The organism is Actinosynnema sp. NPDC059797 (assembly GCF_042732085.1).
GTDB lineage: Bacteria > Actinomycetota > Actinomycetes > Mycobacteriales > Pseudonocardiaceae > Actinosynnema.
This window is the reverse complement of record NZ_JBHWIE010000007.1, coordinates 1-13,839: the sequence shown is the minus strand read 5'-3', so window position 1 is coordinate 13,839 and position 13,839 is coordinate 1. Positions and strand designations below refer to the sequence as shown.

General features: G+C 72.0%; 9 protein-coding genes. 8 read left to right on the top strand and 1 reads right to left on the bottom strand.

Translation table 11 applies throughout. The annotated features are described in order from the left end of the window. Nucleotides 1-27 precede the first annotated feature (27 nt). The 3 genes from ACFV4N_RS04015 (at nt 28) to ACFV4N_RS04005 (ending at nt 2,502) form a co-directional block, all read left to right on the top strand. Nucleotides 28-606, top strand: coding sequence for a cysteine dioxygenase (locus ACFV4N_RS04015; RefSeq protein ID WP_499671004.1), 579 nt, complete (start codon nt 28-30; stop codon nt 604-606). Continuing rightward, complete coding sequence (locus tag ACFV4N_RS04010) at nt 603-989, top strand: rhodanese-like domain-containing protein (RefSeq protein WP_499671003.1); 387 nt, start codon at nt 603-605, stop codon at nt 987-989. Before ACFV4N_RS04015 ends, ACFV4N_RS04010 begins: the two co-directional genes overlap by 4 nt. A gap of 379 nt (nt 990-1,368) precedes the next feature. Continuing rightward, nucleotides 1,369-2,502: a hypothetical protein gene (locus tag ACFV4N_RS04005; protein ID WP_499671002.1), complete on the top strand. Its 1,134-nt coding sequence runs from the start codon at nt 1,369-1,371 to the stop codon at nt 2,500-2,502. A 72-nt stretch (nt 2,503-2,574) separates the two neighbouring features. Here ACFV4N_RS04005 and glgP read toward each other — a convergent pair whose 3' ends face one another. Continuing rightward, nucleotides 2,575-5,130, bottom strand: coding sequence for an alpha-glucan family phosphorylase (gene glgP / locus ACFV4N_RS04000; RefSeq protein ID WP_499671001.1), 2,556 nt, complete (start codon nt 5,128-5,130; stop codon nt 2,575-2,577). Nucleotides 5,131-5,509: 379 nt separating this feature from the next. Here glgP and ACFV4N_RS03995 point away from each other — a divergent pair, with 379 nt between their 5' ends. The 5 genes from ACFV4N_RS03995 (at nt 5,510) to ACFV4N_RS03975 (ending at nt 13,811) form a co-directional block, all read left to right on the top strand. Continuing rightward, nucleotides 5,510-7,492, top strand: coding sequence for an alpha-1,4-glucan--maltose-1-phosphate maltosyltransferase (locus tag ACFV4N_RS03995; protein ID WP_499671000.1), 1,983 nt, complete (start codon nt 5,510-5,512; stop codon nt 7,490-7,492). A 126-nt stretch (nt 7,493-7,618) separates the two neighbouring features. After that, the gene (gene treS, locus ACFV4N_RS03990) at nt 7,619-9,427 is read left to right on the top strand and encodes a maltose alpha-D-glucosyltransferase (RefSeq protein WP_499670999.1); all 1,809 of its coding nucleotides are present in this window, start codon (nt 7,619-7,621) and stop codon (nt 9,425-9,427) included. Between the two features lie 5 nt (nt 9,428-9,432). Then, nucleotides 9,433-10,773 (top strand): maltokinase N-terminal cap-like domain-containing protein, encoded by a 1,341-nt coding sequence (locus ACFV4N_RS03985; protein ID WP_499670998.1) that lies wholly within the window; start codon nt 9,433-9,435, stop codon nt 10,771-10,773. Beyond that, a complete protein-coding gene (gene glgB / locus ACFV4N_RS03980) occupies nt 10,770-12,944 on the top strand; it encodes a 1,4-alpha-glucan branching protein GlgB (RefSeq protein ID WP_499670997.1) in 2,175 nt (724 codons plus the stop codon). Before ACFV4N_RS03985 ends, glgB begins: the two co-directional genes overlap by 4 nt. Nucleotides 12,945-13,247: 303 nt before the next feature. Further along, the gene (locus ACFV4N_RS03975; protein ID WP_499670996.1) at nt 13,248-13,811 is read left to right on the top strand and encodes a snapalysin family zinc-dependent metalloprotease; all 564 of its coding nucleotides are present in this window, start codon (nt 13,248-13,250) and stop codon (nt 13,809-13,811) included. The last annotated feature ends 28 nt before the right edge of the window (nt 13,812-13,839 follow it).

Sequence of the window (13,839 nt, the reverse complement as noted above, 5' to 3'; positions counted from 1 at the left end):
CCCGTAGCTATCGAGGAGCGGCTTGTCGTGACCACGACGATCCCTGGTGCCTACCTGCACCCGAAGCTGGACGTGCAACTGCTGCGCGACCTGATCCACCCGACCCGAGACCTGTGGACGCCGCGCGAGCTGCGCGACCTGACCTCCACCGTCACCTCCGAGCTGACCACCCCGCTGCTGGACGTGCTGGAGTACGACCCGGCGCGCCGCTGGTGGACGAGGCTGGGGCTGACGGAGGGCGTGGAGCTGTGGCTGCTGAGCTGGCTGCCCGGCCAGGGCACCGAACCCCACGACCACGGCGGGGCGGCCGGCTCGTTCACCGTGCTGACCGGTGAGCTGCACGAGGACTACCGCTACCCCGGCGGGCCGATCCGCAGCGCGGCGCGGCCGGTGGGCAGCGCGCTCGGGTTCGGCTCCGGGCGGGCACACCAAGTGGTGAACCGGGGTGCGGTGGGCGCGGCCAGCGTGCACGCTTACTCACCGCCGCTGGTGCCGACCCGCGAGTACCCCGGCCTGGCGGACATCCCGGACCGGATCCCGCCGCTGCCGGCCCAGCGGCTGCCGTTGGAGCAGTTGAGCGTGCTGACCGAGCAGGAGGGCCCGTGAGCGCGGAGCGTTTGCTGGAGGAGGCTCGCCGCGACCTCGTCCGCGTCGAGCCCCGCGAACTGGGCGACCTGCCGGACGCCCTGGTGGTCGACATCCGCCCCCACCACAACCGGGCCGCCGAGGGCGAGATCCCCGGCTCGATCCCGATCGAGCGCATCGTCCTGGAGTGGCGCCTGGACCCGACGGGCGACCACCGCATCCCCGGCTTCACCGCCGACACCACCGTGGTGGTCGTGTGCAACGAGGGCTACGCCTCCAGCCTGGCCGCCCGCGACCTCCAACGAGTGGGCCTCCCCCGCGCCACCGACCTGATCGGCGGTTTCCGCGCCTACGCCGCCGCCAACCTCCCCATAACCCCCACCCCCACCCCACCCATCACCTAACCCCTCCACCGCGCGTGTCCTCCACTCAGACACCGCGTGTCCTCCACTACAACACCGCGAGTCCTCCACTCAGCCCTCGCGTGTCATGCACTCAGCCCTCGCGAGTCATGCACTCAGCCCTCGCGTGTCATGCGCTCAAACCTCGCGAGTCGTACGTCCAGGACGCGCGAGTCGTACGTTCAGCACCCCCGAGTTGCACGTTCAGGAATCGCTGAACGTCGAACTCGGCAGGTCTGAGCGCATGACACGCGGGACCTGAACGCATGACTCGCGAGGTCTGGAGGTACGACTCGCGAGGTCTGGGCGTACGACTCGCGGTGTCGGAGTGGAGGACACGTGGTGTTGGAGTGGAGGACACGCGGAACCCCTGGGTTGGTGGGTGCGTCTGGGTGGCGTGTGGAAGGTGCTGGCCGGGGTTGTCCTGGTGGTGTTGGCGGTGTGGCGGCCCGGGGTGGCGTCGGTCGGCGGGGCCGCGGTCGGGTGGTGGGCCGTGCTGGCCGCGGTGCAGGTCGGGCTGCTGGTCGGGGCGCTGGTGGCCGGGGTGCGGGTGTCGCTGGTGGTGATCGGGGTCGGCGGTGAGGTGCGGACGTGGACGCGGCCCGGTCGGCGGGTGGTGCTGCGGAACGTGCCGTTGCTGATGTCGGTCGGGCTGACGTCGGTTCGCGAGCCGGTTCGGGTTCGGTTGTGGTGCACGGCGCTGGTGGCCGCGGTGGTGCTGGGCGCGGTGGTGGGTGCTGCCTGGGTCGCGGCCGCCGGGGAGGCGGGGAGCGGGTTCTGGCGCGGGTTCGCGGTGGCGGGGTCGGCGGTGGCCGTCAACGCGTTGTGGCCGCGGCGGCGGCCCGGGACCACCTCGGTCGGCTGGTTCCTGTTCTCGCTGCCCCGGCTCGAAGGGCGGCCGCTGGAGGAGTACGAGGCCACGCCGCTCCTCAACCGGGTGACCGACGCCATCGCGGTCGGTGACCTGGACCGGGCCGAGGCGCTGGCCGACGAACTGGTCGAGCGGTACCCGGCGCTGCTGGTGTCCACCGGGGCGCGCGTGGCGGTGCTGAGCCTGCGCACCCGGTACCTGGAGGCGCTCCAGGTGGTGAGCGGCCTCGCCGGGCGGCAGGACCTGGGGCCGCGCGACATGGCGTTCGTGATGGCGCAGATGGCCGGTTCCACGGTCAACGCGCTGGAGGGCGGGCTGGTGCCCCTGGAGGTCGGGGTGCCCGCGGTGCGCAACTCGCTGGACGGCGCGGTCAAGCTCGGCTACCCGCGCTACCGCTGCGCGGGCACGCTGGCCCGGCTGGCGCTGCTGGAGGACGACCACGCCACCGCGTTCACCCTCGCCAACCAGGCCCGGCAGACCAGCGAGGACGGCCTGGACCGGGCCGACGCGCTGGCCACCATGGCGCGGGCCCAGATGGCGTCCGGCGACAACGCGGCCGCCCGCGCCACGCTGGCCGAGGCCGAGCAGCTGGCCGGGTGGCTGCCGCGCGTGGCCGAGACCAGCGCCCGGCTCAACATCGCCTGAGGGCGAGGGGGCGAGCCGGGCGCCGGGGGCCGGCCGAGGACCAGCCGGGGACCGGCCGGGGGCCGGCCGGGATCAGCCGGCCAGGACGACCCGGCCCAGTTCGGCCGGCGACGCCAGCAGGTCGTGCCGGGGCAGCACGCGCACCGTGTAGCCCACCGCGCCCGCGTGCGGCAGCGGCACCTCGACCTCGTAGTTGCCGTTGCCCGCGTAGTCCATGGAGCGCGTGACCACGTCGTACAGCTCGTCCGAGTCGCCCACGCGGCCGAGCGCCACCTGCACGTCCACCTCGGACGGCTCCAGCCCGGCCAGCTCGACCCGTGCCCGCACGCCCACCGGCGAGCCGAGCAGCGGCGCCGCCGAGCCGTTCAGCGACACCTCCGAGTCGAGCACCCGCACCCGCGTCCACGACGCCCTCAGCCGCTGCCGGTACGCCGCCAGCTCCTTCGCGCCCCGGTAGCCCTCGCCGACCACGGAGGCCGCCGACGCCGCGGCGGGCGCATACAGCTTCTCCACGTACTCGCGCACCATCCGCGACGCCTGCACGGCCGGGCCGAGCGAGGCCAGCGTGTGCCGGACCATGGCCAGCCAGCGGGTCGGCACGCCGTCCTCGCCGCGGTCGTAGAACAGCGGCGCGACCTGGTTGCCCAGCAGGTCGTAGAGCGCGGCGGCCTCCAGGTCGTCGCGCCGGTTCGGGTCGGCGACGCCGTCCGCGGTGGGGATGGCCCAGCCGTTGCTGCCGTCGTACAGCTCGTCCCACCAGCCGTCCCGGATGGACAGGTTCAGGCCGCCGTTGAGCGCCGACTTCATGCCGGACGTGCCGCACGCCTCCAGCGGGCGCATCGGGTTGTTCAGCCACACGTCGCAGCCCCAGTACAGGTACCGGGCCATGGACATGTCGTAGTCGGGCAGGAACACGATCCGGTGGCGCACGCCCGCGTCGTCGGCGAACCGCACGATCTGCTGGATCAGCGCCTTGCCGCCGTCGTCGGCCGGGTGCGACTTGCCGGCCACGACGAGCTGCACGGGCCGCTCGGGGTGCAGCAGCAGGTGCCGCAGCCGTTCGGCGTCCCGCAGCATCAGGGTGAGCCGCTTGTACGTGGGCACGCGGCGGGCGAAGCCGACGGTCAGCACGTCCGGGTCGAACACCGAGTCGGTCCAGCCCAGCTCCAGCGCGCTCGCGCCGCGCTGGAGCCACGAGGCGCGCGTGCGGCGGCGGACCTCGCCCACCAGCTCGGCGCGCAGCTCGTTGCGCAGCTCCCACAGCCGCTGGTCGGTGACCGGCTCGAACCCGCGCAGGCCCACGCCGGGGTCGTCGGTCTCGCCGAGCAGCCTGCTCATCTCGGTGGCCGTCCACGTGGGGCCGTGCACGCCGTTGGTGATGGACCCGATGGGCACCTCGGCGGCGTCGAAGCCCGGCCACAGGCCCCGGAACATGTCGCGGCTGACCGAGCCGTGCAGCTTGGACACGCCGTTGGCGCGCTGCGCGAGCCGCAGGCCCATGTGCGCCATGTTGAACAGGCCGGGGTTGTCCTCCGCGCCGAGGGCGAGGACCCGCTGCGTGTTCACGCCGGGCAGCAGCTGCTCGGAGCCGAAGTAGTGCTGCACCAGGTCGACCGGGAAGCGGTCGATGCCGGCGGGCACGGGCGTGTGCGTGGTGAACACGGTGCCCGCGCGCACGGCGGCCAGCGCCTGGTCGAAGTCCAGGCCCTCGCCGGTGACCAGCTCGCGGATGCGCTCCAGGCCGAGGAAGCCCGCGTGGCCCTCGTTGGTGTGGAACACCTCGGGCGAGGGGTGCCCGGTCAGGTCGCAGTACGTGCGCACGGCCCGCACGCCGCCGACGCCCGCCAGGATCTCCTGCTTGATGCGGTGGTCCTGGTCGCCGCCGTAGAGGCGGTCGGTGACGCCGCGCAGGTCCTCGTCGTTCTCCTCGACGTCGGAGTCCAGCAGCAGCAGCGGCACGCGGCCGACCCGCGCCTTCCAGATCTTGGCGCGCAGCACGCGGTCGCCGGGCATCGCGACGTGCACCAGGACCGGCGCGCCGGACGGCTCGGTGAGCAGCTCCAGCGGCAGGCCGCGCGGGTCGAGGACGGGGTAGTGCTCGATCTGCCAGCCGTCCAGCGACAGGGCCTGGCGGAAGTAGCCGGACCGGTAGAGCAGGCCGACGGCGATCAGCGGCACGCCCAGGTCGGAGGCCGCCTTGAGGTGGTCGCCCGCCAGCACGCCGAGGCCGCCGGAGTAGTTCGGCAGGGCCTCGGTGACGCCGAACTCCATGGAGAAGTACGCGATGGCGCCCGGCAGCGCCGGCCCGTCGCCGCGTTGGCGCAGCTCGTCCTGGCGGCGCTGGAACCAGCGCGGGCCGGTGGTGTACTGGTGCAGGTCGTCGGCCAGCGCGCGGACGTGGGCGAGGAACCCCTCGTCGCGGGACAGCTCCTCCAGCCGCTCCGGCGCGACCTCGGACAGCAGTCGGAGGGGGTCGTTGCCGGCCTCCCACAGGCCGGCGTCCACGGAGGCGAACAGGTCCTGGGTGGGCTGGTGCCACGTCCAGCGCAGGTTCGTGGCGAGGGTGCCCAGGGCCGCCAGCGGCTCGGGCAGGCTGGCTCGGACGGTGAACCGGCGAAGTGCTCGCATGGCGTCGGACCTTATCCCCCATCCAGCGGTGTCGGGCAACGGTCACCCGAACCGATGCAGGGATCGATGCAGCCCGACCTGCGCGAACGTTTTTCCCGCAAGTTATTTCGCGGCGGGGGCGCGAGCGTTAACGGCAGCCGTCGACGGGGGCGCGACCGGGTGACGTCCTTCGCCCGAACGGTACCGGCGTGGCACCGTCGCGGCGGCTCACGACCTGAAACCTTGACTCAGCCATGTCGAGATGGACGGAGGTCACAAGTGTGCGATCCAATCAGACGGGGTAGGAAGACCAAGTAAGAGTCCCCGGTGAAGGCTCATCCCATCGCTGCGGGCAGACTTGACCGTGCACGCGTCGCACCAGGGAGAGGGGCGCTGCCGAATGAGCGGCCGACTCGGAATCGACGACGTCTCCCCGACCGTGAGCTGCGGCCGTTACCCGGCTAAGGCCGTGGTCGGCGAGCACCTGCCGGTCGAGGCGACGGTGTGGCGCGAGGGCCATGACGCCGTCGCCGCCACCGTCGTGTGGCGCGGGCCCAACGACCGGGTGGCCCGGCAGACGCGCATGGTCCCCCAGGGCGTGGGCCTCGACCGGTGGGCCGCCACGATCGTGCCGCAGGACGAGGGCGCGTGGACGTTCCGCGTGGACGCGTGGAGCGACCCGTGGGCCACGTGGGTGCACGCCGTCGAGGTGAAGGTCGCCGCCGGGCAGGGCCCGGACGAGCTGGCCAACGACCTGGAGGCGGGCGCCCGCCTCATCGACCGGGTGAGCCGCCGCCCCGACCGCCGCCGGGAGAAGCCGCTGCTGGCCAACGCCGCGGCGGCCCTGCGCGACGAGCACCGGCCGCTCGCGGAGCGCATCGCCCCCGCCCTGTCGGGTGACGTCCGCCAGGTGATGCACGACCACCCGGTGCGCGAGCTGATCACCAAGGGCAAGCCGCAGAAGATCTGGGTGGACCGGAAGCGGGCGGCGTACGGCTCCTGGTACGAGTTCTTCCCGCGCAGCACGGGCGGCGTGGACGAGTCCGGCGTGCCGGTGCACGGCACGTTCACGACCGCGGCCAAGGAGCTGGACCGGATCGCCGCGATGGGCTTCGACGTGGTGTACCTGCCGCCGATCCACCCGATCGGCCGGGTGAACCGCAAGGGCCCGAACAACACGCTCACCGCCACCGAGGACGACCCGGGCTCGCCGTGGGCGATCGGCGCGGACGAGGGCGGGCACGACGCGATCCACCCCGAGCTGGGCACCATCGAGGACTTCGACGCGTTCGTGGACCGCGCGGGCGAGCTGGACCTGGAGGTCGCGATCGACCTCGCCATCCAGTGCGCGCCCGACCACCCGTGGGTGCTGAAGAACCCCGAGTGGTTCACCACGCGCCCGGACGGCACGATCGCCTACGCGGAGAACCCGCCGAAGAAGTACCAGGACATCTACCCGGTCAACTTCGACAACGACCCGCAGGGCATCTACAACGAGATCCTGCGCGTCGTGCTGCACTGGGTGGACCACGGGGTGCGGATCTTCCGGGTCGACAACCCGCACACCAAGCCGCCGGACTTCTGGGCGTGGCTGATCTGGGCGGTCAAGGACCGCCACCCGGACGTGCTGTTCCTGTCCGAGGCGTTCACCCGGCCGGCGCGCCTGTACGGGCTGGCCAAGCTCGGCTTCACGCAGAGCTACACCTACTTCACCTGGCGCACGTCCAAGGAGGAGCTGACCGAGTTCGGCAACGAGCTGGTCGCGCACTGGGACGAGGCCAGGCCCAACCTGTTCGTCAACACCCCGGACATCCTGCACGAGTCGTTGCAGGTGGGCGGTCCGGGCATGTTCGCGCTGCGCGCGGCGCTGGCGGCGACGATGGCGCCGACCTGGGGCGTGTACTCGGGCTACGAGCTGTTCGAGCACGAGCCCGTCAAGCCGGGCAGCGAGGAGTACCTCAACTCGGAGAAGTACCAGCTCCGCCCCCGCGACTACGCGGCGGCGGTGGCCGAGGGCCGATCACTGGAACCGTGGTTGCGCAAGCTGAACGCGATCCGCCGGGCGCACCCGGCGTTGCAGCAGATGCGAACACTCCGGTTCCACCACGTGGAGAACCCGGCGCTGATCGCCTACTCGAAGCAGGACCCGGGTACCGGCGACACGGTGGTCGTGGTGGTCAACCTGGATCCGCACGACGCGCAGGACGGCACGCTCTGGCTGGACCTGCCGGCGCTCGGCTTCGACTGGCACGAGCGCCTGATCGCGCACGACGAGGTGTCCGGGGAGACCTGGGACTGGGGTCAGGCCAACTACGTCCGGATCGAACCCTGGCGCGCCCCGGCACACATCGTCGGCGTGCTGCGCCGATCCGGCCAGGGCTGATCCGGCCAGGGCCCCTACCAGGCAATACAACCCGGTCCCCTTTTCACCCACAGTCCCCGCGCCCGAAGACGGGCGCGCGGGGCTGTCGAACGTACCCCCGACGAGGTGGGGCGAGGTGGAGCACAGATGCAAGAAGAGGCCCGACCCGACGTCGCGCTGGTAGGTCTCGAGGACGTGCCGCACACCGGTGAGGCCGTCCGCGCGGACGGCCTGCTCGTGGAGCCCCAGGCCGAGGAGTTCCGGTCGGCCCGGCTCGTGCCGCGCGAGACCGACTGGTTCAAGGGCGCCGTGTTCTACGAGGTGCTGGTCCGCGCGTTCAGCGACTCCAACGGCGACGGCACGGGCGACCTGCGCGGCCTGGCGTCCCGGTTGGACTACCTGGAGTGGCTGGGGGTGGACTGCCTGTGGCTGCCGCCGTTCTACGCCTCGCCGCTGCGCGACGGCGGGTACGACATCTCCGACTTCCGGGCGGTGCTGCCCGAGTTCGGCACCGTCGAGGACTTCGTCTACCTGCTGGACGAGGCCCACAGCCGGGGCATCCGGGTGATCACCGACCTGGTCCTGAACCACACGAGTGACGCGCACCCCTGGTTCCAGGCCTCCCGGACCGACCCGGACGGGCCCTACGGCGACTTCTACGTCTGGAACGACGACGACCAGAAGTACGGCGAGGCCCGGATCATCTTCGTCGACACCGAGAGCTCGAACTGGACCTACGACCCGGTGCGCGGCCAGTTCTACTGGCACCGGTTCTTCAGCCACCAGCCGGACCTGAACTACGAGAACCCGGCCGTGCAGGAGGCGATGCTCGACGTCCTGCGGTTCTGGCTGGACCTGGGCATCGACGGCTTCCGCCTCGACGCCGTGCCCTACCTGTTCGAGCAGGAGGGCACCAACTGCGAGAACCTCCCCCGCACGCACGACTTCCTCAAGCGCTGCCGCAAGGTCGTCGACGACGAGTACCCCGGGCGGGTGCTGCTGGCCGAGGCGAACCAGTGGCCCTCGGACGTGGTCGAGTACTTCGGCAACCCCGAGGTCGGCGGCGACGAGTGCCACATGGCGTTCCACTTCCCGCTCATGCCGCGCATCTTCATGGCCGTGCGGCGCGAGTCGCGGTTCCCCATCTCGGAGATCCTGGCGCAGACGCCGCAGATCCCCGACGGCTGCCAGTGGGGCATCTTCCTCCGCAACCACGACGAGCTGACGCTCGAGATGGTCACCGACGAGGAACGCGACTACATGTACGCGGAGTACGCCAAGGACCCGCGCATGAAGGCCAACATCGGCATCCGCCGGCGCCTGGCCCCGCTGCTGGAGAACGACCGCAACCAGCAGGAGCTGTTCACCGCCATGCTGCTGTCCCTGCCGGGCTCGCCCGTCCTCTACTACGGTGACGAGATCGGCATGGGCGACAACATCTGGCTCGGCGACCGCGACGCGGTGCGGACGCCCATGCAGTGGACCCCGGACCGCAACGCGGGCTTCTCCAGCTGCGACCCCGGCCGGATCTACCTGCCCGTGATCATGGACCCGGTGTACGGCTACCAGGGGCTCAACGTCGAGGCGCAGCTGAACAACCAGTCGTCGCTGCTCAACTGGACGCGCCGGATGATCGAGGTGCGCAAGCAGCACCGCGCGTTCGCCGACGGTGACTTCACCGACCTCGGCGGGTCCAACCCCAGCGTGCTCGCCTACCGGCGGCGGTACTGCCGACCGGACGGGCGCGAGGACGTCGTGGTGTGCGTGAACAACCTGTCGCGGTTCCCGCAGCCGGTGGAGCTGGACCTGTCGGAGCACCGCGGCGCGCGGCCCGTCGAGCTGACCGGCGGTGTCCGCTTCCCGCGGATCGGCGACCTGTCGTACCTGCTCACGCTGCCCGGCCACGGCTTCTACTGGTTCCAGCTCGTGGACGACGAAGACAGCGAGACGAGGTGAGGGACGTGACCGATCCGCACGACCTGGTCGACAAGGTGGTCACCGAGCTGCCGGCGTGGCTGCCCGCGCAGCGGTGGTTCGGCGGCAAGGACCGCCCGATCACCTCGGTGCGCCCCCTGCGGACCACGGTGTTGCGGGGCGGGGAACCGCCGCTGGTGCACCTGGTGGTCGAGGTGGAGCAACCGGGGCGGCGCGAGCCGTACCAACTGCTGGTCACCGACCAGGTGGAGAACTACGACGCGACGACCGACCACGAGCTGACCGGTGTGCTGCTCGACCTCGTCGCCGAGGACCGCGAGGTCGACGGCCTGCGGTTCGCGCACGAGCCGGGCGTGGAGCTGCAGACCGGGCTGCGCGGGCGGCCCGTCGGCGCCGAGCAGTCCAACACCTCGATCGTGTTCGGCAGCCAGTACATCCTCAAGCTGTTCCGCAAGCTGACCGCGGGCGAGAACCCGGACCTGGTGCTCCAGCGCGCGCTGCACGAGGTCGGCTGCGAGCACATCGCCCAGCCGCTCGGGTCGATCACCGGCGAGCTGGACGGCCGGCCCACCACGGTCGGGATGCTCCAGCAGTTCCTGCCGGACGCGGTGGACGGCTGGGCCATGGCCACCACGAGCGTCCGGGACCTGATGACCGAGCGGGACCTGCACGCCGACGAGGTGGGCGGCGACTTCGCCGGCGAGGCCCAGCGGCTCGGCCAGGCCGTGGCCACCGTGCACGCGGACCTGGAACGGGCCCTGGGCACGCAGCACGCCGACGCCGACGACATCGAGCGCAGCGTCCAGGCCATGGTCACCCGGCTGGACGAGGTCGTGTCCCGGGTGCCGGACCTGGAGCCGTACGTGCCGGCGCTGCGCGAGGCGTTCGAGCAGGCCAGGGACACGCCGGGGGCGATCGCCATCCAGCACATCCACGGCGACCTGCACCTGGGCCAGGTGCTGCGCACCGTGCAGGGCTGGCTGCTGATCGACTTCGAGGGCGAGCCGGGCGCGCCGATCGCCGAGCGGACCGCGCTGCGGTCGCCGCTGCGGGACGTGGCCGGGATGCTGCGGTCGTTCGACTACGCGGCGCACCAGCTGCTCGTCGGCCGGCCGGAGGACCACCAGCTCGCCGTGCGGGCGCTGGAGTGGGCGCGGCGCAACCGGGCCGCCTTCACCGAGGGCTACGCCGAATCGGCCTCGCCTTCGGTGGGTGATCCGCGCAGGCGCGGGTACCTGTTGAGGGCGTTCGAGCTGGACAAGGCCGTGTACGAGGTCGCCTACGAGCACGCGAACCGGCCGGAGTGGTTGACGGTGCCGCTGTCGTCGATCGCCCGGATCACTGGAGAGGGAGCCCCGCAGTCATGATCTCGCCCCAGGACGTCGACCGGCTGCTGGCCGGGGCGCACCACGACCCGCACTCCGTGCTCGGCGTGCACCACACCCCCGGTGGTGTGGTGGCGCGGGCGCTGCGGCCGGGCGCGTCCGCGGTGTCGGTGATGGCCGGGGACAAGCGCTTCGAGCTGGACCGGGTGGTCGACGGGCTGTTCGAGGGCGAGCTGCCCGAGCACCCCGGCGACTACCGGCTGGAGGTCGACTACTCCGGCCACGTGGTCGAGGTGGACGACCCGTACCGGTGGCTGCCGACCGTCGGCGAGCTGGACCTGCACCTGATCGGCGAGGGCCGCCACGAGCGGCTGTGGGACGCGCTGGGCGCGCACGTGCGCTCCTACGACACGCCCAACGGCGCGGTCACCGGCGTCTCGTTCGCCGTGTGGGCGCCCACCGCGCGGGGCGTGCGGGTGTGCGGCGACTTCGACGGCTGGGACGGCCGGGCCAACCCGATGCGGTCGCTCGGCTCGTCGGGCGTGTGGGAGGTCTTCATCCCCGGCGTCGGGGTCGGCACCCGGTACAAGTTCCGCATCCTCGGCCAGGACGGCGGGTGGCACGAGAAGGCCGACCCGATGGCCTTCGCCACCGAGACGCCGCCCGCCACCGCGTCGGTCGTCACCACGAGCCGGCACGAGTGGGGCGACGCGGAGTGGGAGGCGCGCCGGGACGCCACCCGGTGGGTGAACGCGCCGATGTCGGTGTACGAGGTGCACCTCGGGTCGTGGAAACCGGGCCTGGGCTACCGCGAGCTGGCCGACGAGCTGGCCGACTACGTGAGCGAGCAGGGCTTCACGCACGTGGAGCTGATGCCCGTGGCCGAGCACCCGTTCGGCGGGTCGTGGGGCTACCAGGTCACCTCGTACTACGCCCCCACCTCCCGGTTCGGCTCACCGGACGACTTCCGGCACTTCGTCGACACCCTGCACCAGCGCGGCATCGGCGTGATCATGGACTGGGTGCCCGCCCACTTCCCCAAGGACTCGTGGGCGCTGGCCCGCTTCGACGGCACCCCGCTGTACGAGCACGGCGACCCGCGGCGCGGCGAGCACCCCGACTGGGGCACGCTGGTGTTCGACTTCGGGCGCAACGAGGTGCGCAACTTCCTCGTCGCCAACGCCCTGTACTGGATCGACGAGTTCCACATCGACGGCCTGCGGGTCGACGCGGTGGCCTCCATGCTCTACCTGGACTACTCCCGCCAGGAGGGGCAGTGGCTGCCCAACCAGTACGGCGGCCGGGAGAACCTGGACGCCGTCCGGTTCCTCCAGGAGCTGAACGCCACGGTCTACAAGCACCACCCGGGCGTGGTGATGGTGGCGGAGGAGTCCACGGCGTGGCCGGGCGTCACGCGGCCCACCCACCTGGGCGGCCTGGGGTTCGGGTTCAAGTGGAACATGGGCTGGATGCACGACACGCTGCACTACCTGTCGCGCGAGCCGATCCACCGGTCGTTCCACCACAACGAGATCACCTTCTCGCTGGTGTACGCGTGGAGCGAGAACTTCGTGCTGCCGCTGTCGCACGACGAGGTGGTGCACGGCAAGGGCTCGCTGTGGCAGCGGATGCCCGGCGACGACTGGAACAAGGCCGCGGGCCTGCGGACGCTGCTGGCGTACATGTGGGCGCACCCCGGCAAGCAGCTCCTGTTCATGGGCGGCGAGTTCGGGCAGCGGGGCGAGTGGTCGGAGTCCCGGTCGCTGGACTGGCACCTGCTGGACGAGCCGCTGCACCGGGGCGTGCGGTCGCTGATCGCGGACCTCAACGGGGTGTACCGCTCCTCGCCCGCCCTGTACTCGGCCGACGACCGGCCGGAGGGGTTCTCCTGGATCGACGCCAACGACTCGGGCGGCAACGTGCTGAGCTTCCTGCGCGTCGGCGAGGACGGGTCGCTGCTGGCCTGCGTCGCCAACTTCTCCGGGATGCCGCACCACGACTACCGGGTCGGGCTGCCGCTCGCGGGCCGGTGGCGCGAGGTGGTGAACACTGACTCGGAGGTCTACGGCGGGTCCGGGGTCGGGAACATGGGCGTCGTGGAGGCGGAGGAGGAGCCCTGGCACGGCCGGCCGGCGTCGGCGGTGCTCCAGCTCCCGCCGTCCGGGGTGCTGTGGCTGGCGCCGGAGGAGCAGCCGGTCACCGGGGTGCTGTGAGCCCGGGTGCCGCGAGCCGGGGTGCGCTGATCGGGGTGCGCTGATCGGGGTGCGCTGATCGGGTGCGCTGAGCCGGGTGCGCTGATCGGGTGGCGTTGTCGGGGCGTCCCGCCGCGAGGTGGGGCGCCCCCGGCTTTTCGCCCGGTGACCGGACGGTCGTCGGAAGTGTCCGGATCGCGGCGGCCGGCGCGGGGAACGACCCTACTTCCGGGGCTGGTGGCCCCCTGTCACGGCTGGTTGTTTGGGATCGGGAGCCTCCCCTGTCACCGGCTCCCGGCTCTTCCCTGCCAGAAGGAGACCACCATGTTCGTGCGCAAGGTCGCGCGCGCCGCAACGCTCGTGCTGAGCCTGGTCCTGCCGCTGGTCGCGGTCGCCGCGCCCAGCGCCGCCGCCGCGCCGGCGGACCCCGGCGCGCTGGTCCGCACCCTGTACTACGACACCAGCCAGGCCCAGGAGTTCGCCGCCGACTGGGACAAGGCGGCCGCCAACTGGAACGCCTCGGTCACCAACGTCCGGCTCGCCAAGCGCGCCTCCGGCACGCCGACCAACATCCGGATCTACGCCGACAACGGCTGGCCCCGCGCCTACGTGACGTCGCTCGGCAACGGGACCGTCTACATGGGACGCCAGGCCGTCCAGCAGGGCCACTACCGGCCCCGCATCACCACCCACGAGATCGGGCACATCCTGGGCCTGCCCGACCGGCGCACCGGGCTGTGCTCGGACCTGATGTCCGGGTCCAGCGCACCGGCGTCGTGCCGCAACGACCTCCCCAACTCGGCCGAGCGCGCCGAGGTCAACCGCCTGTTCGCGGGCCAGCTCGCGACGGCGGACGTGCGGTCCGCCGCGTACGCGGGCGTGTTCTGACAGGTCGGGACCGTGACCGCCTCCGGGC